At 32.0% G+C, this 25,799-nt stretch carries 28 protein-coding genes; 5 read left to right on the forward strand and 23 right to left on the reverse strand.

Annotated features, from left to right (window positions below):
- Positions 1-42 precede the first annotated feature (42 nt).
- The 5 genes from EW093_RS07805 to EW093_RS07825 all read right to left on the reverse strand — a co-directional run bounded on the left by EW093_RS07805 (position 43) and on the right by EW093_RS07825 (position 4,369).
- Complete coding sequence (locus EW093_RS07805; RefSeq protein WP_149567854.1) at positions 43-255, reverse strand: putative Se/S carrier protein; 213 nt, start codon at positions 253-255, stop codon at positions 43-45.
- Positions 245-1,363: an aminotransferase class V-fold PLP-dependent enzyme gene (locus EW093_RS07810; protein ID WP_149567855.1), complete on the reverse strand. Its 1,119-nt coding sequence runs from the start codon at positions 1,361-1,363 to the stop codon at positions 245-247. Before EW093_RS07810 ends, EW093_RS07805 begins: the two co-directional genes overlap by 11 nt.
- Positions 1,364-1,366: 3 nt before the next feature.
- A complete protein-coding gene (gene yedF, locus EW093_RS07815) occupies positions 1,367-1,714 on the reverse strand; it encodes a sulfurtransferase-like selenium metabolism protein YedF (RefSeq protein WP_149567856.1) in 348 nt (115 codons plus the stop codon).
- Between the two features lie 61 nt (positions 1,715-1,775).
- Positions 1,776-2,954: a serine hydrolase domain-containing protein gene (locus EW093_RS07820; RefSeq protein ID WP_149567857.1), complete on the reverse strand. Its 1,179-nt coding sequence runs from the start codon at positions 2,952-2,954 to the stop codon at positions 1,776-1,778.
- Between the two features lie 2 nt (positions 2,955-2,956).
- A complete protein-coding gene (locus EW093_RS07825; protein ID WP_149567858.1) occupies positions 2,957-4,369 on the reverse strand; it encodes a CapA family protein in 1,413 nt (470 codons plus the stop codon).
- Positions 4,370-4,928: 559 nt separating this feature from the next.
- Here EW093_RS07825 and EW093_RS07830 point away from each other — a divergent pair.
- Positions 4,929-7,094, forward strand: coding sequence for a methyl-accepting chemotaxis protein (locus tag EW093_RS07830; protein ID WP_149567859.1), 2,166 nt, complete (start codon positions 4,929-4,931; stop codon positions 7,092-7,094).
- Between the two features lie 418 nt (positions 7,095-7,512).
- Here the strand turns inward: EW093_RS07830 and EW093_RS07835 are convergent, their stop codons facing one another.
- Complete coding sequence (locus EW093_RS07835; protein WP_149567860.1) at positions 7,513-7,908, reverse strand: GFA family protein; 396 nt, start codon at positions 7,906-7,908, stop codon at positions 7,513-7,515.
- Between the two features lie 249 nt (positions 7,909-8,157).
- Here EW093_RS07835 and EW093_RS07840 point away from each other — a divergent pair, with 249 nt between their 5' ends.
- Genes EW093_RS07840 through EW093_RS07850 form a run of 3 tightly spaced genes read left to right on the forward strand, consistent with a single transcriptional unit; the run spans position 8,158 to position 9,917 of the window.
- Positions 8,158-8,538: a GntR family transcriptional regulator gene (locus EW093_RS07840; RefSeq protein ID WP_149567861.1), complete on the forward strand. Its 381-nt coding sequence runs from the start codon at positions 8,158-8,160 to the stop codon at positions 8,536-8,538.
- Entirely contained in the window at positions 8,522-9,220 is a 699-nt protein-coding gene (locus EW093_RS07845; RefSeq protein WP_149567862.1) for an ATP-binding cassette domain-containing protein, read from the forward strand. The genes EW093_RS07840 and EW093_RS07845 overlap by 17 nt, the downstream gene beginning before the upstream one ends.
- A complete protein-coding gene (locus tag EW093_RS07850) occupies positions 9,213-9,917 on the forward strand; it encodes a hypothetical protein (RefSeq protein WP_149567863.1) in 705 nt (234 codons plus the stop codon). Before EW093_RS07845 ends, EW093_RS07850 begins: the two co-directional genes overlap by 8 nt.
- A gap of 312 nt (positions 9,918-10,229) precedes the next feature.
- Here the strand turns inward: EW093_RS07850 and EW093_RS07855 are convergent, their stop codons facing one another.
- The 8 genes from EW093_RS07855 to EW093_RS07885 all read right to left on the reverse strand — a co-directional run bounded on the left by EW093_RS07855 (position 10,230) and on the right by EW093_RS07885 (position 15,856).
- Complete coding sequence (locus EW093_RS07855) at positions 10,230-10,442, reverse strand: DUF4177 domain-containing protein (RefSeq protein WP_187759880.1); 213 nt, start codon at positions 10,440-10,442, stop codon at positions 10,230-10,232.
- Between the two features lie 157 nt (positions 10,443-10,599).
- On the reverse strand, positions 10,600-10,881 hold the full coding sequence (locus EW093_RS17830; RefSeq protein ID WP_281283492.1) for a type II toxin-antitoxin system PemK/MazF family toxin: 282 nt from the start codon (positions 10,879-10,881) through the stop codon (positions 10,600-10,602).
- Positions 10,882-11,085: 204 nt separating this feature from the next.
- Positions 11,086-11,403, reverse strand: coding sequence for a DUF6506 family protein (locus EW093_RS07865; protein WP_149567865.1), 318 nt, complete (start codon positions 11,401-11,403; stop codon positions 11,086-11,088).
- A 212-nt stretch (positions 11,404-11,615) separates the two neighbouring features.
- A complete protein-coding gene (locus tag EW093_RS07870; RefSeq protein ID WP_149567866.1) occupies positions 11,616-11,876 on the reverse strand; it encodes a hypothetical protein in 261 nt (86 codons plus the stop codon).
- A gap of 369 nt (positions 11,877-12,245) precedes the next feature.
- Positions 12,246-13,283, reverse strand: a complete 1,038-nt coding sequence (locus EW093_RS07875; RefSeq protein ID WP_149567867.1) for an IS91 family transposase — start codon at positions 13,281-13,283, stop codon at positions 12,246-12,248.
- The gene (locus EW093_RS17835; RefSeq protein ID WP_281283493.1) at positions 13,280-13,414 is read right to left on the reverse strand and encodes a hypothetical protein; all 135 of its coding nucleotides are present in this window, start codon (positions 13,412-13,414) and stop codon (positions 13,280-13,282) included. Before EW093_RS17835 ends, EW093_RS07875 begins: the two co-directional genes overlap by 4 nt.
- Complete coding sequence (locus EW093_RS07880; protein WP_149567868.1) at positions 13,398-14,237, reverse strand: tyrosine-type recombinase/integrase; 840 nt, start codon at positions 14,235-14,237, stop codon at positions 13,398-13,400. The genes EW093_RS17835 and EW093_RS07880 overlap by 17 nt, the downstream gene beginning before the upstream one ends.
- Positions 14,238-14,425: 188 nt before the next feature.
- On the reverse strand, positions 14,426-15,856 hold the full coding sequence (locus tag EW093_RS07885) for an aminotransferase-like domain-containing protein (protein WP_149567869.1): 1,431 nt from the start codon (positions 15,854-15,856) through the stop codon (positions 14,426-14,428).
- A gap of 92 nt (positions 15,857-15,948) precedes the next feature.
- Here EW093_RS07885 and EW093_RS07890 point away from each other — a divergent pair, with 92 nt between their 5' ends.
- Positions 15,949-16,548: a LysE family translocator gene (locus EW093_RS07890; RefSeq protein ID WP_149567870.1), complete on the forward strand. Its 600-nt coding sequence runs from the start codon at positions 15,949-15,951 to the stop codon at positions 16,546-16,548.
- On the opposite strand, the gene EW093_RS07895 is transcribed toward EW093_RS07890, so the two are convergent.
- The 9 genes from EW093_RS07895 to EW093_RS07935 all read right to left on the reverse strand — a co-directional run bounded on the left by EW093_RS07895 (position 16,534) and on the right by EW093_RS07935 (position 25,773).
- Positions 16,534-17,757, reverse strand: a complete 1,224-nt coding sequence (locus EW093_RS07895; RefSeq protein ID WP_149567871.1) for an ABC transporter permease — start codon at positions 17,755-17,757, stop codon at positions 16,534-16,536. The two genes, EW093_RS07890 and EW093_RS07895, sit on opposite strands and share 15 nt — an antisense overlap.
- Positions 17,758-17,766: 9 nt before the next feature.
- Positions 17,767-19,029 carry an ABC transporter permease gene (locus EW093_RS07900; protein ID WP_149567872.1) on the reverse strand — a complete coding sequence of 421 codons (1,263 nt, stop codon included), beginning with the start codon at positions 19,027-19,029 and terminating at the stop codon, positions 17,767-17,769.
- Between the two features lie 75 nt (positions 19,030-19,104).
- A complete protein-coding gene (locus EW093_RS07905; RefSeq protein WP_149567873.1) occupies positions 19,105-20,055 on the reverse strand; it encodes a hypothetical protein in 951 nt (316 codons plus the stop codon).
- A 55-nt stretch (positions 20,056-20,110) separates the two neighbouring features.
- Entirely contained in the window at positions 20,111-21,196 is a 1,086-nt protein-coding gene (locus tag EW093_RS07910) for a hypothetical protein (protein ID WP_149567874.1), read from the reverse strand.
- Positions 21,190-21,903: an outer membrane lipoprotein-sorting protein gene (locus tag EW093_RS07915; RefSeq protein ID WP_149567875.1), complete on the reverse strand. Its 714-nt coding sequence runs from the start codon at positions 21,901-21,903 to the stop codon at positions 21,190-21,192. The genes EW093_RS07910 and EW093_RS07915 overlap by 7 nt, the downstream gene beginning before the upstream one ends.
- A 9-nt stretch (positions 21,904-21,912) precedes the next feature.
- Positions 21,913-23,145: an ABC transporter permease gene (locus EW093_RS07920; RefSeq protein ID WP_149567876.1), complete on the reverse strand. Its 1,233-nt coding sequence runs from the start codon at positions 23,143-23,145 to the stop codon at positions 21,913-21,915.
- Between the two features lie 8 nt (positions 23,146-23,153).
- A complete protein-coding gene (locus EW093_RS07925; protein WP_149567877.1) occupies positions 23,154-24,416 on the reverse strand; it encodes an ABC transporter permease in 1,263 nt (420 codons plus the stop codon).
- On the reverse strand, positions 24,416-25,096 hold the full coding sequence (locus EW093_RS07930) for an ABC transporter ATP-binding protein (protein WP_149567878.1): 681 nt from the start codon (positions 25,094-25,096) through the stop codon (positions 24,416-24,418). The genes EW093_RS07925 and EW093_RS07930 overlap by 1 nt, the downstream gene beginning before the upstream one ends.
- A 2-nt stretch (positions 25,097-25,098) precedes the next feature.
- Complete coding sequence (locus tag EW093_RS07935; RefSeq protein WP_149567879.1) at positions 25,099-25,773, reverse strand: TetR/AcrR family transcriptional regulator; 675 nt, start codon at positions 25,771-25,773, stop codon at positions 25,099-25,101.
- Positions 25,774-25,799: the final 26 nt, after the last annotated feature.

Genomic DNA, 25,799 nt, shown 5'->3' on the forward strand with positions numbered 1-25,799 from the left:
CTTTAAGGGAGTTGTTTTTACTGAAAATTCTAATTATTTTTTCTACTTTTTGTGATAATAGATTCCTAATTCATCTAGTGTTTTATCAATTAATTCTTCATTACTTTTTTTTGTTTCAATGCACATCCCACACTCTGAACTTATAGTTCTAGGTACTGGGATTATTAAACACTTTAAGTTAAGTTTAATAATAGACTTCTGAGCTAAAATAACAGCCCTTGTGTTTTTAAAGAGATATAAAACATTACTTTCCATTATTTGAACAACTCTTTATGGAACTATATAAGTAGTCTAAATCATTACCTGAATGGTATGGGGAAAGAGCAAAACGAATAGTACCCTCTGGTGAAGTTTTTAAATATTTGTGAGCTACAGGAGCGCAGTGAAGCCCTACCCTTGTTTGAATTCCATATATATTATAGAGCTCAAAAGCAAAGGTTGATGGACTCTTCTCTTTATGCTTAATAGAGAATAACTCACCCTGTCTAGCTATATCATCTGCTGAATAGATTTCAATACTATCTATTGATGATAGTTTTTTCAATAGATTACAGAATGAACTTCTATCATGTAGAGGTTCAGGCCTATTTTTAAGAGCAGCATTTAGTCCATATATTCCAGCTATATTTGGTGTACCTGCTTCAAAAAAATCTGGGTACTCTTGTGGCATACTAATAGATTCCGAATTACTACCTGTACCTCCATGTAACAGAGGTTCTAGATTATACTTATCGGAACTATATAAAGCACCGGTACCTGTTGGACCTAAAAGTGATTTATGACCTGTTAAAACTAAAAAATCGATACCCCAACTATTAACATCAATAGTGACATGGCCACAGGACTGGGCGGCATCCACAAGAATTGGAGTCTCTCCAATTATCTTTTTTAACTCCTTAATTGGTTGTATAACTCCATTTACATTACTCATATGGGAAATAATAACTAGATCACACTTATCTACTTTTATCCTATCAATATCAATTAAACCATCTTTCTTTGCTGGAAGATATTCAAACTGGACCCCATCTCTTTTTCTTAAATACTCTAAGGGGCGCATAACTGAGTTATGTTCTAAAGGGGAGATAAGGACCTTTTTATGTTTAAAATTAAAGTTCTTTAACACACTATTAATTCCAAATGTGGCATTTGGGGTAAAAGTTAATCTTTCAGGGTTAGGGATAGAACAAAAACTAGCTAATTGATCCCTACACTCTTCTACAATAGAAGAGACGGTAAAAGCCTTTTCATAAAATGAACGTCCATAGGGTGCTCCATCAACATCTAAATACCTAGCTACCGCTTTAGAAACTTCAGGAGGTTTTGGAAAAGATGTTGCACCGTTATCAAAATATAGATTCATAATTTACGGTGTAATTACCCTATCTGCACTATTTAATGTCTCTAAAATAGTATACATATTAGAAATAGTCCCAGCACCAATTTTATCTTTTATATCAAAGAAGTCTGCACATGTTCCACAAATAAGAAGTTCAACACCCTTATTTTCCAACTCTTTAAGAGAGTCTACAACAGGGGATGATTCTATACACAAAGTTACTGCAGAATTATAAAATATTATTTTTGATGGTATTGGATCTAACTTAATTAGAGTATTTACAAATGATTGCATAAGAATTCCCCCTAAATCATCATCCCCACGACCCATTTTATCTGATGTAATATTAACAACACTCTGTTTTTCTTTTTCCACTCTTTTCTCCTATATCAAATTACATGTAATTATATAGTTTGATTTATTCATTAATCAATTTTTACTTAATATTACTAAAAATTATATTTCTAAGTTTACGGGTGAATGGTATTGTTCCTGCATCTTTTTTCTGCATCATCACTAAAATGGTTAAATTATCCTTAGGACTATTTGCCATATAACAACCAAGCCAACCGTCCCAACCATACTCCCCTAGGGATGAAAGAGATCCTGATAGCTCAGGTTTTACCATAACTCTCATTAGATTTCCATATGTAAATCCTGACAAAGCATACCACTCTTTAAAATTTTCCATCTGATTATCATCTAGGACTTGTGTAGTTAAAAAATCAACACTTTTAGGGCTAAGTATAGTTTTGCCATTAAATAAGCCTCTATTTATTAACATAGATGTAAAGTTTGAGTAGTCATCAATTGTACTAACAAGCCCTGCCCCTCCACTTTCAAAGGCAGGATAGATCTCCATTTTATTAGAAATTCCCAGGTTATTCCCACTATATATCTCTAATCTATTATCTAAAGTAGTCTCATACACAGTAGCAAGCCTATCTTGTTTATCTAAAGGAACGTAAAAATCAGTATCTACCATACCTAGAGGTGTAAAGAGTTCTTCCCTTAAAAACTCCCCAAACTTTTTATTAGAAACAACCTCAACTATTCCACCTAAAACATCGGCGGATGTTCCATAAGCCCATTTTTCTCCAGGATGGAAATCCAGAATACTTTGCCCTAATCTATCAACTAGTTCCCCTGTTGCCATAGGAGAATCGGAAAAAAGCCTTTTATCTAACTCTTTAAAAACAGTTTCAACTGACAAACCTGAAGTAGAAGCCCCTGGATATAATAAACCAGAAGTCATATTTAGTAGATCCTTTATAGAAATCTCTCTCTTTGGTGTAACCAACTGTCCATTCTCTATAACTTTCTGGTCCTTAAAACTTGGATAAAATTTACTAACAGGATCAAACAAATCTATAAGTCCACGTTCAAGAAGAATCATAACAGCAACAGCTGTTACAGGTTTAGTCATAGAGTAGAGTCTAAATATTGTATCCCGTTTAATAGTTTCTCTATTTTCTATATTACTATAACCATCTTGATGATAAAAAACCTCTTTCCCATCTTGCAAAATTAAAATATTTGCTCCAGATAACTCCCTATTTTTTATGGCTAATTTTAAGCAATTTTTTATTAAAGCTTCTGCTTTTAAATCTAACATACCTAATCCTTTCTATTTTGAACTAAACTATAAAACCGATCTCTAATCCTTCCTGTTTTATCTACAGATATTACCTTATTATCTATATTTACTGGAATAACACGGTTATATATTATCTTATTATCTACAATACCAAGTTTTAATATAATACTCTCTTCCCCTGTATACCAACCCTTCATTAAAGGAAATATAAAATTACCTAGGGAGTAGACAATAAAACCATTTTTATAAACCTCAAATTTTTGTAGTACATGGGGGTGGCTACCTAAAACTAGATCGACACCTAAATCTATGTAGGATTGATAAAGTGTTACCTGTTCCTTAGATGGTTCAGAAGACCACTCATCCCCTCCATGGACATATAAAATATCAAATGTTTTGTCAGAACACATCCTTTTGATAGCCTCATTTGTTATTAAACTATTAAAAAGAATGCCGGGCCTTTTATCATTAACCATAGACTCTTTAAATCCATCGTAGCCATTTTTTTCATTGGGAAACGATGCTACAGATAAAACCCTAAAATTATCCTTCTCAAAATATTTAGAAGCGGCCTCCACTGTTTTTCCTGCACCAGAAAATCCAATTAAGGAGCTATTTAGACTATTTATAGTATCTATAAAGCCAACTTCTCCGTAGTCATAGGTATGGTTATTAGATATTGATAGATAGTTAAAGCCAGCCTCTTTTAAATATTTTAAAACCCGGTTATCAAACCTAAAAGTAAAGGATTTGTTATGTTTAGTACCCCTATTAGTAACACTACCTTCTAGGTTTCCAATCATCAGACTATTGTTATTTATAAACTCAAGGGTATCAGTAAAAACACTTTCTATACCCTTTTCAAATAAGAGTTTATCTACACCCCTATTTAACATTATGTCCCCAGTTGCCGCTATCCACTCTGTCTTAAAGGTCTTAAGGTGGAAACTTGATAGTACACACTTCTTGGTTCTGTCTGATAAATTCCCATTAATACTAAGATAGGCTGATTCTACAAGAGGATAACTACCATTATCAAATGTCATGTTGTCCACTGTTAATCCTTTGAATGGGAGTTCTATCTCTTGTAGTTTTAATAACTTATATTTTCCAATATCCTTTAATTCAACATTATCAATATTTTCCTTATAATCTATAACAGGTAATAAAAAATCTCTATTAACTAAATACTCCCCACTTTGCCCTATTCTAATTACAGGGTAATTAATTCTCTTAGAATATTTATTCCTGTCTTTTATCTCTATAAACTCAACGTTCTTAGCCATAGAGTCCCATTTAATGGAGTCCCAGATATAGTTATACGGAGTATCAATATTTAGAAAAACTTTCTCTTTTCTCGGAGCACAGGCGAGGATTAATAGTATAGATAGAAGTAGAAATATAGTTTTATAAGTCATACACGGTCTGTTCATTTTTTAATTACAATATTCATATGTTCCTACTTATTTAATCATACGACTTTAATATCTATAATTCAGTATTATTAATTTTAATTTTTCTAATTAGTGGAATAATAAAATAGTAACCAACCTATTAAGTGCTGCCTACTCTCTTTTTCCTCATGTTCTTTTTGAATATCTTTCATTTTATTGCCTTTATATTTAAAACTATTAGATCTATACCTATTGTAAGGGTACCTAAAACTTTAATGACAGTATACATAAAATTAGAGATATTCACTAGGTGTTTTATTTGGTATATATATTGTTTTTTTGACCTATAACATCTGTACGTTTTAAACCTTGGCCCTGAAACTCTTTACTCGTAATTGATTCAACCAACAGAAACAAATTTACTTTTATCACTTCTCCTTAGTTCTCTGACCCTATTTTTATTTAAATTTCTACTACTTCATAGGATAATCATTACTAGGCTGATTTTTTATGGATACTTTCCCACCAATATATTTAATATTAACCAAAAAAAATATTATAATTAGAAAATATAATTAGTATATTCTATAATTAAACTATGAAAAGACTTGGAATAAAATTTAAAATTATTATTTACGCAGGCTTATTAATGATAACGGCTCTTACATTAAGTAGTTTTATTAATGACTTAACTTTTAAAAATAATTCTGAAAACCTAACAGAAGAAGCTGTTTCTTTTAGGACTAATTACTTCTCTGAAGCTATGGAGAAAACAATCAGTAATATAGAAGTAGCTGGAAATGCATTGGCTCAAGGAGGAACCTTAGTCTATGAAGCATATAAAAATAATCCAAACCTAAATTATAGAGAGTACCTATCTAAATACTTGATTCAATATATTTTAACTGATAAAAGTGCCGCAGGTTATGGGCTTTGGTTTGACAAAGAGGTATTTAAAGAAGATCCTTATGTAGGACCATATGCATACAGAGATGGTAATGAGATAATATTAACCTATGATTATGAGGATCCTGAGTACGATTTTCAGAGCAGTGAATGGTACACAAAAACTCTACCATCACAATGGGATAGAGAAAAACCTAGAGATGGTTTTTTTATAACAGATCCTTTTTATGATGAGATTTTAGATGTTACCTTTATAACCATGGGAAGGACTATCTCTGATAATAATGGGAAAATTGTAGGGATGGTTAGTTGTGATTGGACACTTGATTTTATTACTGATCTGCTAAGTAATGTTGTAATAACCGACTCTTCATTCCCATTTCTACTTGATAATGGTAGTAACACTATACTTTATCATCCTGATAACAATCTACTTGGAAAGAGTATAGATAATCTAAAATGGACTAAAGAACTTGAAGCAAAAAAAGGAGAAGTTTTCCTGCAAAAAGTTGTTTATAATAATGAAAAGCATGTTATCTATACAACAGAACTATCTACAGGTTACATCTTAGGATTTATGGTACCAGATTCAGAAATTTATAGTTTCTTATCTGCTATTCGAAGAAACAACTTGATTATTGCCTTTGCACTAATTCTCTTTTCTTCATTTGTTATCTATTTAATATCTAAAAAAATTGTTAATCCAATTGAGACAGCCTCTAAAATGATAAAAGAGATTTCAGAAGGTGAAGGTAACTTAAATGTGAGCCTAAAAATAACTTCTAAAGATGAGATTGGGGAACTATCTAGAAACTTTAATATTTTTGTTGAAAAGCTTAAAAAAATGGTTGTTTCAATAAAAAACAATGTAAATTTACTGGGAAACCAGAGAGACGAACTAATTTCTAATTCAGAGGAAACAGCTTCAGCTACAACACAAATTAGTAGTAATATATCCTCTATAAATACTCAAGTTAATAGCCTCGACCATGAAATAATGGAAATTAGGAGTGGAATGGTTAGAATTAATGAAGCGGTAGAAACTCTTAATAATTCGACTCATATACAGGCCTCATCAGTAGAAGAAACTAGTGCTGCAATTGAAGAGATGATTGCCCAATTAAACAACGTAGCGAGAATAGTACAGGATAAGAAAAATGTAACTAAAACACTTAGTGAAACCATGACTATTAGGGGAGAGATTGTTAGTAGAGCAACAGAAGCGAACAAGGATATTGTAGGTCTTGCAGACCAGATATCTAAGATGTCTAAAGTAATATCTGACATAGCAGAACAAACAAATTTATTATCAATGAATGCCGCTATAGAAGCCTCCCATGCTGGTGAATCTGGAAAGGGTTTTGCTGTAGTAGCAGAAGAAATTAGAAAGCTAGCTGAGTTATCTCAAAATAATTCAAACAATATTGCAGCTATAACTAAGGAAATTCTAAAAAAGGTTGATATAGCCTTTGCTGTATCACAGGAAAGTGAAAAGGAGTTTATAGCACTTTCAAACGAAATAAAAGAAACTATAAGAGCCCTCGAAGAGATAAATAATAATACTCAGGAATTGAATCAAGGTGGAGAGCAAATTGTAATTGCAAATTCTGAATTAACTAAAGTTAGTCAAGATGTTAAGGATGAAGCACTAAATATTAAAGAAGTTACTAATAAAATATCACAAGCTATAACAAAGGCCTCACAAATTTCAAGCTTAGTAAACTCTGGAATTTCAGAAATAAATACAGGGACCGAAGAGATAACAATTGCGATGCATTTAGTCGAAGAGATTGCGTCTAGACTTTCTGATGCTACAGTCGATGTTAAAAATGAGATAGATAAATTTCAAACCGAATAAGATGTAGGGCTGTTGAAAGCATTATCAACTTTTGCAACAGCCCCTTTTATTTAATAATACTTTACAATATATCACCAACATAAGAAGTTATAGTCATTTGTATATCAATATCAGCCGAGGAGCATTTAATTTTCTAATTTTACAAACTTTGGCTGCTTTATTATCTTTAATACCCTGATTTTAATGACAAGGAATCATCATTTTTTACTATTACACTCCCATAACTTCTTCTTAGACATGTGCATCATTCTAAAACAGTCCCTGATATATCTAACTAATAATCTATTTTGTCTCTTCTCATGCTTTGCCCTTAATATTTATTACTTTTCATGTTCCTATACTTCCCGGATTTAAATTTATTTTTCCAATAATTTAATACTTTATAATCATACTAATTAAAAATTTAAAAGTTCTCTATCTAAACAGGTAACTTGTCAAACTTTTTTATAGTCTCAAGTTTATTATCCCAATTCCCCTTACTCTCCATAAAGATATGTCCGTCAGGTAATTTATCTATATCACAATCCAAACTTCCTGCAGGGACTACAATGTAGTCTTTATTTTCAATTGGAAGAGCAGAACCACATATAGAACAAAAGCTCTTATTATGTTTGGTTCCATTAAAGTTATAATTAATTATTTTATTCTTACCTTTTTTCCATTCAATAATTCCATGATTAAAAAACAAGTTTGAAGCATGAGCGCTTCCGCTATCCTTTCTGCAATATTCACAATGACATAGGTAAAAGCTAGATATACCTCCAATAACTATAAATTTTACTTCACCACATAGACATGAACCATTATACCCCATATTAATTCCTTTATTTTTTTTGCTTAAGACAATTTTATATAATTGAACATATAAATCAAGGTTTTTGTATTATTAACTATTTTCTTCTCGAATATGATTCTTTCAAGGCAACACTTTTGCAATTTTTATTGATGTGTAGACCCTTTAGTATTTTATCTAAATCTATAAACAAGAGATCTACACAAAAAATTATTCACTTGACTCCAAAAAAGTATGGCTGTATGATTACAATCACACAGTAAAGGAGTTATGATGGTATTTACAAACGACACCCCTATATACCTGCAAATAGTAAATAAAATAAAAGAGCAGTTAATTATAGGTGAATTTAAAGTAGGAGAAAAGATGCCTTCAGTACGAGAGTATTCTAAATTGATTAAGGTTAATCCAACGACTATTCAGAGGGTATATAAAGAGTTAGAAATGGAAGGTTTAATACATACAAAAAGAGGTATGGGATCATTTATTACTGATGATAATAAATTAATCTTAAAGATGAAAACAGAAATAGCTAATAAGCTTACTGATGACTACATTATGAAAATGTCACTTATAGGATTCGATAACGTAAAATTACAAAAAATTATAAATAAACATATAAGAGAGGTAAATAATGATAAAAGCTATTGATTTATTTAAAAGTTTTGGACCCCAAAAAGCCCTAAATGGATTTGAGTTAAATCTAAAGAAGGGTGAAATTCTTGGATTACATGGCCCAAATGGAAGTGGGAAGAGTACATTTATGAAGATAATTGCAGGAGGAATACTTAAATATGATGGAGAGGTACTAATTGATAAAATGAGTCCATCGCTAATAACAAAAAATAAAATATCCTATTTATCCGATAATAATCTCTTCCCCGATGGAAATACAGTTCAAGAAACTATTGAGTTTTATAGACATTTCTATATGGACTTTGATATGGATCATTTTTTTCAAATTTTACAAAAGCTAAATGTTAACTTATCAATGAAGACTAAACTAATAGAGCTTTCAAAAGGTATAAGGCAATTAATTCGCATTGCTCTTTGTATGGCTAGAGATGTTGAGTTATATCTTCTTGATGAACCATTAGCAGGCATCGATCCTATTGCTGTTGAGGTAGTTATTGATACTTTAGTCGATTCAATGCATGAAAAATCAACAATGATTATTGCCACCCATGAAGTAGCAATTATTGAACGGATTTTAACTAGAGTTATTTTCATTAAAGATGGACACTCTTGTGGAGATTATGACTGTGAGGAAGTTAGATTAAATGAAGGACTCTCTATAGAGAGTAAATATAAGGAGATTTTTAGTCATGCATAAGGTATTTCAATACATATTTAAAAGAGAGTATAAATTTTTTGTTTTTTCCCTTATTGGTTATATTTTACTTCTAATATCTCTTAGATATCTAAATTTAGAAAAAGAAGTAATTGGAGGGTTTCGTGCTTTAATGATGTCTAGATTTGTTATTTTAATATTAGCATTAATATTTATTGAAAGACTATCTATCTATATTCCCAAGGGTATACACTATAAAGAAAGTGAATATATGTTATATATTCCACACAAGAACTCAACAGTTATTAATGCAATAATTATATTAATGATCCTAGGGATTTTGATATTTCATAGTGTAAACTATCTTTTCTTACGTACCACTTATGAGGAATTAATACTTGCCCTTGTAACCATACTCTCTTTGACAATCCTGTCTAACTTCTTGATGCAAATATTCAGTTTACTAATTAAGAAGAAAATTATGGTAAGTATTGCCGTTTTAGTTCTTGGTTCGTCTTTATTTATATCAATATCAAAAATTGGAAACTCTATGAGTGATTACTTTAATAATTTTGATCTAACAATTATTAGTTCAATGATTATGCTCTTTGCCCTAGGATATTTTGGATTATGTAGATGCCTAAGGAGTAAAAATGAAGCTTCTTACGATTATAAAGTTATTGCTACATCAATTGTTCTTGTAAGCATTGGTATATACATGTCAGGTCAATATCTTTAATTTAAATGATCCCATAATGAAACTATTATGGGACTTTATTAATTATTTAAATTTTTTATCAGTATTTATGATTATACTAGATTTTTACAAACCAAAGACACTTATGTATTAGAAAGGCTGACAAAATATAATATCGAATCAGTTAAATTATCTATACTAAATAGTAATGGTTTGATTAAGGTAGAAGATAACATAGTAAATATAAAAAAGTGGGACCTGTTGAATGTTAACTTTGTTCAGATCTACATTGCTAGTTAGAATAATTGGCCAAAGGCTAAGCGAAGCGCAACGTAAAAGCCTTGTTAAGTGATGTTAGTTATTTTGAATTTCCTTTTCAAATATAACTTCATAATGATCTGGAGCAATAAGCCCTTCCCCAACTTGAGTAAAAACTTGAATAAATCTCCAGCCATCTTTAGCATTATCAGTTATTGTAGACTTAATGTTATCCATAGTTTTAGAGGTAGTTTTTTTACTTGTAAAAACCTTTTTGATTGGTACTTCAACAAACTTATATTCGTACATAATATTCCTTCTTTTTCTATAATTTTTAAAATAACTAATTTCACTTAACGTTTCGAGCCTAAAAGCAGTTTTTGAAAGGTTAATATGAACCATTAATGTGCATATAAACTCTTAGATTATATTAACCTAAATATTGTCCTGTGTCTCTCACAAAAAATTAGACGAAGACTGAGGTGAAGTCGAAACATTTAGGGTATTTATGAGTTTTAGTTGTTATAGGAGTCAAAATAACAGTCTTTATTGAATGATTCATTTCATTAGGAGATATAATAACAAAAGGTCTAGTTTTATGTACAGTTTTAATTAGCAACTCATCTTTATGAACCTCTAATTCAACAAAATCTTCAATGTGTAATCGCTGTAATATATTTTTAGATATTCTGATTCCTTTTGAGTTGCCAATTGGTATTATTAATACGAATATGACTTTCCCATTCACTGTAATTACTTATGTGGGACAATGTTAATTTTGGTTGTAATAAAAAATATTCTTTAGTGAAGATTTTGTCTACCGCTTCTCGCTATTCTAACACTACTTGCAAGAACTGTGACACAACAATTGGCCGAAGGTCGAGCGTAGCGATGCTTCTATGCCATGTTAGGTAAAGTAGTAATTGCATTATTTTTTCGAGTGAATTATATACTACTTATTGAAATATTCTCTTTGTCTTACAGTTTGAGAAATTTTACTGCTAGGACCATCTCCTCTAGCAATGTTAACAGATACTTTTCCTTCAAGAGCATGAAATATCTCTGCTATATCACTATGTGTAAACCCTGGACAGAGTATAACGGCATCTATCTTCTCCTTTTCATAGATACTATTTACAACTTTAATTGCTTCGTTTTGTGTTTTTACAACGACAGATGTAAGTCTATAATTACCTGTATCAATAATGGATTTATGTTTTTTATAATCTGCATCAGGTGCATGTGCTAAAAAAAGTGTTTTAAATGCCATAAAGAGCTCCTTCTTAATACTAATATCCAACTAAATTAGTTACTATTTCACCTAACGTTCCGACGATATATGAAGTCTACCACGCAGTGGTTGATTTGTCGAAGACCGCAGCAAAGCGGAGCATATATTGTCTGTTATATCAAGTTTATTTAAAATCTATTGATATTTGATCTTTTTTTCAAACATTTTGTAAGCAAATCGTTGATAAGAAATTAATATTTCTCCCTCGTAGTAAAGAACATTGTCAGTGTTTTTGTGTCATTAGAGTAATAAATAACTTTATCAGGTTTAAAATCTCTACGCTCTAACTCTTTTATATCAAAAAATTCATCGTTTGATTCTGCATTAAAAATACCATAACCAATAATGTTGTCATTCATATCTTCTGATAAAATATATTTAAGTTTAGAGGTATCTTCGTACTGACCCTCAAATATAACCTCTTCAATTTCTTTTTCTTGGCTGCAAGACAAAAGAGTTAAAAAAATAATGTTACAATAAAATTCTTTTTCAAAATAATTCCTTTTAAATAAATTTGATATAACGGTTAGGAGTCAATCTCTCCCGAAGCATGAGGGAATATTGACTTCAAGTTGGACGAAACCGAACTGCTACTTAGCGAATATCCTTCATGGAGTTTCAATAAAACTCTAAACTTCTTAAAAAAATAAATTCCCTAACTGTTTTATAATATTATCCTTTAAATATATAAAAAGAAAGCAAAAATACTTATTTTTTTCCATGCTGATAATTTAATACAGTTTATAAGGTAATTTTAAAATTATTTAAACAAACCTCAATTGTTATAGATATAAAGTGAGATATATGTCCAGAAAATGTCCTTATGCTGTCTTTGTTGGTGGGGGTCTATACCTTATCGATGGGATAAAGTTTGTCAAAACAAGCTGACCTTCATTACAATTAGGGCATTTATGTATATCAATTCCTGTTACATCTAAAAGTATTTTATCCCATGTATCATTTGGGATCATTGGTTTAATTTTTACATCATAATATTCACGGCACAGCTGAAGATTAGACTTTTTATTTCTGTTTGACATTAGTCCATAATATCTAATCCTAACAAATCTTGAAGGAACGATATGAAGCATAAAGGAGGATATAAAATCCATAACATTCATTATATAAAGCTTTTTCTTATTACCTTCTTTGTAATCTTTATATAAAAAAGAGACATTATCATTATCCACATTAATAATACGGTAATTACTAATTGCAATTCTGTGGGTATACCTTGCCAGATACTCTATTACTGTAGATGAATTATTAAATGATTCTTTTAGATAAACAACCCAGTTTTTAGAAAATAGTTGATCTATCAGTTTCTGAAATTTTATTCTATCAGCATACAAACATCCTCCTAAGAACAGTTCATCATTTTTATATAATATTTTTAATTCTTTAAGGAATATTGATCTAAACCTTTGCTTTAAAGGTTCTACCGGAATAAGATAATTTTTACTACACTTTATCCACTTTCTTTTCTCTTTAGAATATCCGCCTCCAGGAACAACGCAATGTAAATGTGGATGAAGATTTAATTTTTGTCCCCATGTATGAAGAATACTAAAAAACCCAATATCTGCTCCTAGATATTTTGATTCTCCTGCCATGCTAAGTAAAGCCTGTTTAGCACTACTAAAAAGAAGATTATACATAGTTTTTTTATTCCGCAGAACGATTGCATCAAGTTCTGAAGGGAGAGTAAAAACAACATGAAAATATTGATAAGGAAATATTTCTTCCTTCTTTTTTGTTATCCATGCCTCTTTTTTCATAAACTGACACTGGGGGCAATGTCTATTTCTACAGGAATGAAAGACTTTCTTAGTATGCCCACATTTATCACAAGTTTCTATTCGCCCCCAAGTTCCTCTGTTCTACATATTTCAATTGCTCTCATTACTTTCTTTTCGTGGATAGTTAAAAATGGATTTTCTTTACGATAATCATTACCATATTTACGCAAGATATCATTTACTGTTTTCATAGTAATAATCCAAAGGGCTAATAATCTCATTTTTTTCTTCTAAAACATGGGCATATACTAAAGTTGTTGTAAGGTTTTTATGGCCAAGAAATTTTTGAAGTTGAAATATTCCACCTCCATTTTCTAAATAATGGGTTGCAAAAGAATGTCTTAGTCCATGAATCCCTCCATCTCTTGTAACTCCTGCTCTTTCCTTTGCTAAATAAAACGCTTGCTGACATGAACGCGGGGAATATGGGTTACCATCTCGGCCTTGAAAGAAATATGTTGTCGGTTTGTAGGCAAGCCAGTATTGTTCTAAGAGTTTTAAAGCTCTATCTGATAGAATAGTATAACGATCTTTTCCTCCTTTTCCCTGCCTAACAAGTAGACGTTTTTGATTCCTATACACATCACTTATTTTTATGTTTACAGATTCACTAAGCCGTAACCCAGATGAATAGATTAATGTTAAAATAGTTTTATGTTTAAGGTTTTTGGCATTATCTAAAATAGAATGGACTTCATTTGCCGTATACCACACAGGAAGTTTTCTTTTTACTTTGATATTAGGAATATTTAGAGATTCCCAAGATAGCCCTAGTGTTTGAGTATAAAGATATTTTATAGCACTACTTGTCTGTTTTAAACTTGAGTTAGATAAATGATGTTCGGATACCAGGTGGTAGAGGTAATCTTTTAGTTCTTCTGCTTTGGGAATTTTTTCCGAAAGATTCGTATGTTGTAGAAATTGTACTATTTGTGAAGTATACACCTGGCAGGTTTTAGGACTATAACCCCGAAGATTTAAATCCCTCTGAAAACGTGTTATTATATTTTGCATATTAAAGCTCCTTAAGAATAATTATCTTAAAGTTCTCTTTAATATTTATAAGTTAAGTAAAAAAGTCATCGCCGTCAGGCGGTTTTGTTCAACTCTATCAATTACGCAATATTGATAGAGTTATTTTACTATTTTATTAATAAACAGTGAAATACTTTTTACCTAATATGTTGGTTGTGGAAGTAAGACTATTTATAACATTGGGGTAAACATGTAAGGGCTAATTCACCTAATAATTGTAACCCTTCGATTGTAGCCTCTGTTATTTGTGATGCACAACTTATTCTAATACAGTTATTGTAATTGTCAGAAGCACTAAAAACAGGCCCAGGAACAATACCGATTCTGTTTTCATAGGCTAGCCTATATAGTTTACAAGAATCAAAACCAATTGGAAATTCAACCCATAAAAAATATCCACCCTTTGGACTAGTAACCTTAACATCAATTGAAAAAGAGTTCTCTAAAAGCTTTTTAATCCCATAAGTTTGAGCATAAATCTTTTTTCTAAATAATTTAATATGACTATCATAGGAGCCATCTTTAAAAAAATCAGCCAATGCTTCTTGAATTAGTGCTGAGCCTCCAAGGCAGGATATTTGTTTTCTCTCTCTAAAACTACTGGTGTGAATCCCTGGAATTGCCCATCCAACTCTTAAACCAGAACTGAGAGTTTTAGAAAATGAGGAACAGTATATAACTCTATTAAACTTATCCATAGACTTTAGAGGTCTGTAGATACTTTTATCAAATCCACAGTCCCCATAAATATCATCCTCTATAAGTGTAAAATCGTTATCAAGAGAGATTCTATATAGAGATTCTAAGTCTCTAGGACTCATAACAGAACACAGTGGATTTTGAAATGTGGAAGAAAAGACTAAGGCCTTTATACTGTTTTGTTTAATAATTTTAGATAAATTATTAATATCAAGGCCTCTATCTGCTCTAGTTGGAATCTCTACTACTCTTAAATTAAGCTCCTCTAAAATACTTATTAAGCTAAAATATGTAGGTGTCTCAATAGCTATAGTATCCCCAGGAGTTGTTATTAAACTTAAAGATATAAAAAGAGCTTCTGAACAACCATTTGTAATAACAATATCCTCACTATTTATTAAAACCCCTTTTTTATACATATATTTAACAATCTCTTTTCTTAAATTTAAAGATCCTGAGGCAGGAGTATATGTAGTAAAAAGATCTGGATTGTTTTTTGCCTTACGACTAATATAAGAACCTAACTTTTTAGAGGCAATAATAGAATTATCTGGAATAGCTGCTCCAAAAGGTAGGATAGATTTATCCATAGCCATATCCACCATTTCAGCAGTCATTAAATTCGTCTTAGTAATATTAGGAACTAGTGTATGGTTTACTTTCTCAGGTGCAGGAATAGGAGTTTCCGATCTATCTCGAACAATATAACCAGACTTTTCTACAGATTCTATTAAACCTATAGACTCTAATTTATTATAGGCTTGAATAACAACAGAAATACCACAATCATAAGTTGTAGCACTCTTTCTAAGTGATGGTAACTTCTCTGAAGGGAGAAATACGCCATTTAATATTGCTTTTTCTATCTCTTTAAAAATTTTCTCATATTTAAAACTCATACTGAACCCTAATCTGTTATGTAAATAAAATCAATAATCTGTATCTGTAGTCTAAATGTAAAATATCTTAGTATTAACTCAGGAGAATAATAATGAATAGTGATTTTACAATACCAGTAATCCTGTTTGCCATAACAATGAGTATTACACCAGGACCAAATAATATAATGTTAACAACTTCAGGAGCTAATTATGGTTTTCTTAGAACCATCCCCCACATTTTAGGTGTAGTTACTGGAGTGGCAATATTGAATATAATTAGCGCTTTAGGTCTAAATAGAGTATTTGAAGCCTACCCCAATATTCATATTATTCTAAAGTATATAGGGATGATATATATGCTGTTTTTAGCCGTAAAGATTGCAAGATCTTCAGAACCCAAGAGTCACAAAGGGATGCAAAAACCTCTTAATTTTATTCAAGCAATTCTCTTTCAAGCTTTAAACCCTAAAGCTGTAATAATGAGTTTAACAGCAATTACTGTGTACTCTTTAAAAGGTGAAATGTTTACAAAATCAATATACTATATAGTTATTACATTTTTAATTTTTGGGACATTATCTATATCTACTTGGGCACTATTTGGAACTCTGATAAAAAACGTTTTAAAAAATCCAAAACATTTAAAATTCTTTAATTATACAATGGGTGCTTTTTGTGGTATTTCCGCACTATTGCTACTCAGCTCTTAATGCCTCTACTGGGTCAACCTTTGATGCTGATCTTGAAGGGAAAAATGATATAAACGAGGCAACAAAAACAGAGTAAAAGAATACCAAAAAGAGAGTTTTAAGCCTAAGTTGTGGGTAGATCATCCATGAAATCCCAAAATCGACGGTTGAGCCAAAGGACGATAGATCTATACCATAGATAGAGAGTGGAATAATCAAAATAACCCCTAAAAGTGATCCAAGCGTGGCTCCTAAAACCCCAAGATATAGAGCTTCAATGAAAAAAAGTCTTATTACTTCCCCTCCTGTCATACCCATTGCAGTTATTGTCCCTATCTCTTTTCTTCTCTCAAAGACAACCATTAACATAGTATTAGCGATTACAGTACTTGATAGAGCAAAAAAGAATATTGCCATTATTGAATAAGAGATATCTGCCATCTCTAACATTGCATACCCTAACCCAACTACTGTCCAGGGTAGAGCTTCTAAAGTGTTTAGACCATTTTGTTCTAACAGGTTATTAATATCCTTAGCCTTACTCTCCCAATCATCCTCTGTTACATTTTTTAGAAGAATTTCAGAAACAGCTCCTTCCATTCTTAGAATCATTGGAACATCATCTAAAGGGGCTAAAAATGATTTATTAGTATATGCTCCACTAGAGAATTTAGCCTTACCAACAAGTTCAAATGTAATACCCGAGCTTGCCCCCTTTCTAGTCATTGTAATAGGGGTAAATTTATCACCTAGACTTAGCTCGAGTTCTTCTGCTAAACCAACCCCCATTAATACCTCCCTTGACTTAATAGGAATTCTGCCCTCTACTAGCTTCTCCTTAAGGTCTAGATACTCTACCTCCCTTGCAAAATCAACAGCGATACCAAAACTCATAAAAGTTCTCTCTCCCTTTATAATTTGGGATGGAAAACGCAGTCTTGGAGAGATTAGAAAATCAGGATAGTTCCTCTCAATTAGGGTTATAACACTCTTATATCCATCAACAGCTCTATCAAGGGATGATATCTTATCGTCAAAATCTCTATTTCTAATAAGAACTTCCCCTGAATCATAATTAAATGATATATCCCTCATATCCACCTTCATTCCCTCGATATACCCAAACATAAATACCATGGAAAATGTTGCAATTGCCGTAGCAATTATTGATAGTATAGATCTTTTTTTATTTCTTTTAATATTTCTAAATGCAATCTTAGCTAATTTCATAATCTCCCCCTATTTGCCAGAAACGCAATCAGGAATACTTTTTAGTATTGCTTTTTTCGTAGGGAAATATGCCACAAAAATAGGAATAATAATCCCTGTAATAAGGGCTATTACATAGGAAGAGATATTCCAAGAGCCCTTCATATATGCACTAATTTTATATCCCATATCAGTATTTCTCATAAAAGTTGAAAAATCTATTCCATAGTTTACCATTGGTATATTTATTAAAATACCTAGGGTTAAACCGATTATAGAACCGATGATACCTATACCACCAGCCTCATATAAAAATGCAACTCTAATATCCTTTTCAGACATACCTAAAGCTCTCATCATACCAAGCTCCCTCTGTCTTTCGTTTATTGTCATTAACATTGTATTTGTAATACCTACTAAGGCAATTAATACAATTAGAATTAATATAATAGCACTACCTCCTGTCTCTGCTTCAAGAAGCTTTACATAATCAGCAGCTATCTCTTTCCATGTGTAAAACTCTAGACCACTTGGAAGCTTTGGATTTATACGTCTTTTAAAAGCTTCTAGGGATTCACCAAAGGGTACGCGTAGTGCAACTTCTGTAACACTTCCATTTAGTTCTAAATAGTAGTCTGCCATATCTAAAGGATAATAGACAACTCTTCTATTTATCATTGGGTTTTCAACCTTTACAAAACCTACAATTTCCACATCAATTGTTTGGAAAAATCCGGGATCATCTCCATTAGGAGCTGTACGAACATAGACAGTAAACCAATCACCAATTTCTGCGCCTGTGTCTTCTGCTAACCATGAACCAATTACAACTTCATCGGCTCCTGGATTCATAAATCGTCCCTCTGTAAGGAACCTATCCTTAAAGATATTATAAGCACTGTTATCACTATTTATATCTACTGCAGTAAAGAGTATTGGGGAAGAACCTGATAGAGGAAAGTATTCATCTGTAAAGATCATATCCCCATTAATTAAGACACGTTTAGTAGCCCTTCCACCGCTATCTTCAACTATAGAAATAATTTGATCAGGATTTTTAATTCTATCGTTTAATGGTAAAAACTGTATATCTTTAAATGCTTCACTAGTTAAAATCTTACCATCGGCAGTTTCTGCATCCTTTAAGTTATTATTTGAAGCTTCAAACATTCCTACTAATAGTGAATCTAATAACAGATACATTATTAGACCAACAGCTAATGCAGAAGAGGTTATTATGGTACGTCTTTTGTGCCTTGTAAGATTTTTAAATGCTAACTTTATTAAGAACATATATCACTCCCCAATAACTAATTATTGTCCTTTTTTTGTTTAAAGTACAATCAAATATTAGGGAGTATATATTATCTACTCTTGGTCTTTGATAAACCTAGATGTAACTTTATAATATGGTGCCATAAACTGATAAGCTCTTGGCATTAGCTCTAAAACTTCTTTTGATGCAAAAGGAGTTAAATCTTTATTATTAAAGTAACTTTCAAATGCATTTGAATCACCATTAGGAATAGGTAGTAGTATTTTTATTGAGTTTCTTGTATTTATTCTATCATCACTCTTCTCTTTGTAGTTAACTACAACCTCATTTGTAACAACATCAACAATCTCCCACTCTATATATGCATTACAAAGAAGATAGTATCCACCTACAGTAGATGTATCTTCAAATACTCTGTTTGAGTACTCATCCTCTTCTGGTGTTAAAAGCTCTACAACTTCATTACTAATATCAATATAACCTCTTAATATATAGTCAACTCCATCAGCACTTATATTTGTTAGATCACGAACCTCTTTAAAATATGTTGTAGGTTTATCTGTAGGTAAAAAAACAAATTCATAATTTTCATCCCTCTCTAAGGGTCTATTACTTAAAAAACCACTATTACCTTCACCAAACTTATTAAAAAAACCTACTGTATAGTTAGAGTCTCCTAACAATCCTAGAATCCACTCTTTTGTTACCTGGGATTGAATTAGGTTTGCATCAGCATCTGTTTTTTTTAGAGCATTAATCTCTAAAATACCAACTTCTCCAAGACCATCTACATCAACTTTTGTTATATACTTTTTCTGAAAAACAACCTTCTGCCCATTAACAGACAAAGAGACATCTCGAAGATCTATAGCAAAACGACTTGATGAGAATTCTACATCAAAGGGTTCAACACCAATAATTTTATTAGAAAAAATTTCCGAATAACGACTCTCGACAGGTTCGCTTTCAAAAACCAAGCTACCAGAAACACATGAATTAAGAGCTATAACAACTCCAACTACCATAAATACTTTTTTTAACATTTATTTTCTCCTAGGGTCAGAATATAAACTATTTATGTAATTAGAGTCTATTCTTTTAAAACTTATGGGTAACTGAAACTGTTAGTTTTGTATCCATATAATTATTACTAGTAATATTGGAGGATATAAAAGAACCTATAGAGAATCCCTGGTATGTTTTCCAATTAAGCCCAAATGTGCTCTTTAAAGTAAAATCTAAAGGGTTGATTATTCCTCTTAAAAATAGAGATATCTCATCATTTGGAACTAATGATAACTCAGGATATAACTCTAGGGCATCAAGCTCCCAGTCACCAAAGGGTTTTATTTGGGATTCTAATCTAAGGGTTAGGGTTTTATCATCTTCAAAATCAAATATATAAAATGCCCCTGAAGATATTTTTAAACTCTCCTTCCATAGGTCAAAATCACTATTCCCATTCTGGATATTAATTGAAGAAGAGAGGTGATAATCCACTCCAGAGGTTCCATTAATACTAATATAAGGTTTATGTACCCCCCTATCCCCATTATAAATATACCCTGTCTCAAGCTTAATCCCACCAAGTCTTGTTACAAATCGTCCTCCATAGGAGTGTGATTCAAAACCTTTCTCTACTGGAGTAGCGCCAGTTGCTATAACGGATAGATCATCCGTAGATAAAAAATCATAGGGAAGATATATCAGTTCAGTGTATGTAAATCTACCTAAGGGAAAGATTACCTGGGCTAAGGTTCTATTAACACTTCTTAACTCATCTGCAGTTAAGTCTACCTCTTCTAGGTTTTGTTTTATTGGATCAATATAGTCATCAAAAATGACATCCCCTGCATTAAATGCAGCACCTTCACCCCATGTAATTCTATTTTTCCCTAGTGTTACCCTAAAAAGTGGAAATCGAAACTTAATCCACGCCTTACTAATACTAAGAGTTCCTACACTTCTATAAGATAAAAAATCTAGGGTTAATTGGGACTTTACATCACTACTATTAGTAGATTTTATTGTAAGAGACCCACTAGCTAAACTAGAAGATGTAAAATCTCCACTATTATCTCTAGTTACTCCTAGAACTCCATTTAGGGAAGCATCTATATCAACTTCACTAAATAGAGTAAAAACTGTTGTAAAAATTAAAACAAATAAGACCTTTTTTACCATGCTAACTCATCCAAACTAAAATAATCGTCACTAATATCTATATCTATCTCCACCTCATTAATAAAACTTTCAGTTGAGTTATTCTTTTTAAGTCTGTCTGTAATTAACAAGTGGGTTCCAATAAAGTTACCACCAACCTCTTTTACAGTTAATGTAACCATCTCCTTTGTTAATTTACCAGATTTAGAGTAGTACAAAACCTTCCAAACTAAAAATGTATCTTTATCTACAAAGAGCTCCTGTTTATAGTGGGAAACCTTAGAAGTTTTTGCAATTAACTCAATTTTATATACATCATTACCCTCAAAGACCTCATCACCTAAAAGCTTAGCTTTGTAGTTTTTTAAGGTATTTCTCTCCCCAGACATCTCATCATAGGAGACAGCACCAAGGGTTTTCCTTCTAGATAGTCTCTGAATCTCCTCTGCATAGGGGTACTTAATATAGAGGTCGTCAGCTGTTTTAAAAATCTTCTGGCCCTCTTCCTCTCCAGATACAAACTCAATTAAACTATCATCTGCACCCTTTGCGTAGGCAATAAACTCACTAGTTCTCTTTCCATATTTTCCCTCAATAACAACCTTACCCTTGGCCTTATATGTATCGAAGGTACTATTTTCATCAACTTTTCTAACTATATCATCAGCATTTTGGGCAAATACCCCAAGGCTTAACAATAGCATTTTAATTAAAACTAACTTTCTCATAACTTCTCCTTATTCTGATCTTAATGCTACAACTGGGTCGACTTTAGAAGCCCCCCTGGATGGAAAAAATGAAACAAAGGCGGCTACAAATGTAGAGTAAAAGAATACTAAAAGTGTGGATTTTATGGTTACTTCTGGGAATATGTTAAATGATGCTCCCATCTCTATTCCTGCAGTCAATCCAGATAGATCTAATCCAATCCTGTGTAGGGGAATAACAACAATTATACTTAAAATAACACCTGCTCCTGCTCCTATAACACCTAGGTATAGTGCCTCTATAAAAAAGAGTCTAATAACTTCTCTACTTGTCATACCCATTGCAGTAATTGTACCGATCTCCTTTCTTCTCTCAAATACAACCATTAACATTGTATTGGCAATAACTGTACTAGCTAAAAAGAAGAAAAATATTCCAATTATCGTGTATGCATAGTCCGCCATTTGAAGAAATGAGTACCCAACTCCCACATCCTTCCATGAGTAGCCCTTTATACTATTAAAACCACTATCTTTTAATAAGGAAGAAATCTCGTTCACCTTAGACTCTAAGTTTTTATCCCCAATCCCCTTTATTAATATATCTGAAACAGAGCCTTCCATTTTTAACATCTTTGGTAGATCCTCCAGGGAGACTATAAATGTCTTATTAGAAAAGCCGGAATCGGCGAATCTTCCAAGGGCAGTAATTATAAAGGTAATACCAGTTGAAGCCCCCCTTCTAGTTGTTGTTATAGGTGTAAATTTATCTCCAACCTTTAAGTTTAATTCAGAGGCTAGGCCATGGCCCATAATAACCTCCCTAGGACCAGAGGGCATCTTCCCCTCTATTATTTTATCCTTTAATCCTAGGTATTTCTCCTCTGTTTCAAAGTTAACAGCAACACCTGAGCTTATGTAACTCTTATCATAATCTTCCTTATCAAAAACAGTTGATGGGAACTTTATTCTTGGTGAAAATTCAAAGGATGGATAGTTTCTCCTAAGAACCTCTAATACACTTTTGTAGTTATCAACTGCCCGGTCTAAAGAGAAGGACTTCTCATCAAACTCTATATTTCTAACTAAGATCTCTCCTGTACTATAGTTAAAAGAGACATTACGCATATCATTGGCTAAACCAGCAATAAACGAAAACATAAAAGAGATGGCAAAGGTAGCTATTGCTGTTGCGGTTATAGAGAGTATTGACCTCTTTGAATTTCTTTTTAAGTTTCTAATTGCAATATTTCGTAACTTCATACATCCTCCTATCTTCCATTTATACAGTCTGGAATACTCTTTCTAATGGATCTCTTTGTTGGATAAATTGCAACAACAACAGGTATAATAATGCCTAAAATAAAAGCAATAAAAATAACACTAGGATTCCATACTCCATAGATGTAAGTACTTATTCTATAACCCATATCTGTGTCCCTTAAAAATGATGAGTAGTCTAAACCTACATTAACCATTGGAATATTTGCTAAACAGCCCATAAGAACACCTAAAAAAGATCCGATTAAACCAATTCCTGCAGCTTCAAATATAAAAGACCTTCTAATATTTCGGTCTGTCATACCTAGAGCCCTCATCATCCCTAGCTCTTTTTGCCTCTCATTTATTGTCATTAACATTGTATTAGTAATACCAACCATGGCGATTATTATTACTAAAAAGATGATTATAGAGCTACCTCCACTCTTAGCTTCTGTTAAAGCTAGATAATCTGCACCTATCTCCCTCCAGGTATAAAAACTTAAATCTGTAGGTAGCTTAGGTTCAACTTTTTTATCAAAGGATTTTAAATTATCTCCAAAGGGCATTAATAGAGCTACTTCTGTAACAGATCCCTTTAAATCCAGATAAAAATCAGCCATATCTAGGGGGAAATATACAACCCGCCTATTTACCATAGGACTCTCCACTTTAATAATTCCAACAACTTCCACATCAATAGTCTGATAATAACCACTATTATCCCCATCGGAGGCTGTCATAACTGCTAGTGTAAAAAATGAGCCAACCTTTGCCCCAACATCTTCTGCTAGCCATGATCCTATTACAACTTCATCTGAACCTTTTTCCATAAAACGGCCATCAACAAGGTACTTATCCTTAAAAATATTAAATACATTGTTATCAGTCTCTAAATCCACCGCTGTTAACATAATTGGGGCTGAACCAGATTTTGGAAAGTAGTCATCTGTATAGATCATCTCTCCGTTTATAACTACTCGTTTTGTAGCTTTAGCCCCTAGGGATTCCAGTGTTAATATTACCCCATCTGGATCTTCAACTCTGTTACTTAGGGGCATAAACTTCATATCTTTAAAGGCCTCATCGGTTAAAACTTTTCCATGCCCTGTTTCCGCATCCATTAAAGCGATATTTGACTGTTCTAAGGCTCCTATTAAAAGAGAATCCATTAATATAAACATCATTAAACCAAAGGCTAAAGCAAGGGATGTAATTATTGTTCTTCTCTTATGCCTTGTTAAATTTTTAAAGGATAATTTTAGTAAAAACATTACTCCCTCCTTTCATCTTTAATCACTTCTCCGTCATGTAAATAGAGTAATCTCTTGGCACAATCCATAACCATCTGATCATGGGTTGAAAATATAAAGGTTGTTTTGTGTATTTTATTCATCTTTAACATTAGATCTAAAATATCTCGCCCTGTATTAGAGTCTAAATTAGCTGTTGGTTCATCTGCTAAAACTAGTTGTGGGTTTTTAATTAAAGCCCTTGCAATAGAGACCCTCTGTTGCTGTCCTCCAGATAATTGGGATGGGACTCTATGTTCCATTCCCTCAAGTCCTACCTCTTTTAACATTTTCATCACCCTAGGTTTTATCTCTTTTTCGAGTAATCCTAATAAATTTAAGGGAAAGGCTACATTCTCATAGGCTGTTAGAACAGGAATAAGATTATAGGATTGGAAAATAAACCCTAGATTTTCCCTTCTAAAAAATGATTTCTCAATCTTTGCCATAGTAGAAACCTCTTGTTCCCCAATGGTTACTGTTCCAGAATCTAGGCTATCAATACAACCGATAATATTAAGCATAGTTGTTTTACCAGAACCAGATGGACCAGCAATCGCTGTAAACTCTCCAGAATTTATATCAACAGAGATATCCCTAAGTGCCTTAACAACGGTCTCTCCAGATTGATAATCCTTCACTAAATTTCTAATCTTTATCATTTTTAGGCCTCCAATAAACCTTTTAATAACTTTTCTAGAACCACACTATCTATAAGGTGTATAGTTCCTTCCTCTGCTCCTAAAAGTCGTTCCATTGTAACTTCGTAGTTATGTATATATTTTTTAAATTCCAATATTATATCCTCTGTAAATTTGGGGGCTGTTAAAAACTTATACATCTCCTCCCCATTATTTATAAAACTGGCTAAAATAAAGTTAGCTGTGTAATCTGTATCAGTAACATTAAATAAGCCCTCATTATTTCCCTGTAATATAATTCTTTGGTATATAGGAGTTAGCTGTTTTATAGACTGGCGTAACATTGTGTATCTTAGGGCTAAATTAGAGTCTGATAAAATCTTTTTTACTAAAACCTTCATCATCTGTATATTTTCACTCTTCCATGTTGATGCTGTTTGAAAAACCATATTTAATTTTTTTATTGCATCTATATCTAAATCAAGGATTTTATATATTAAATTGTATAAGGCCTCTACATCCCTCTCAGTCATCTGATTAAGTAGGTCATCCTTAGACTTAAAATAGTGATAAAATGTTCCCTTTGCGATATCTGCTTCATTAATAATATTTTGAATTGAGGTTTTACTAAAACCCTTTGAATAAAAGAGCTTTCTAGCAATATTTATTATTCCACTCTTTGTTCCCACACTATCCATACAATCTCCTTACTTACTAGACCGAC

The organism is Thiospirochaeta perfilievii, from assembly GCF_008329945.1.
In the GTDB taxonomy this organism is placed as follows: domain Bacteria; phylum Spirochaetota; class Spirochaetia; order DSM-2461; family DSM-2461; genus Thiospirochaeta; species Thiospirochaeta perfilievii.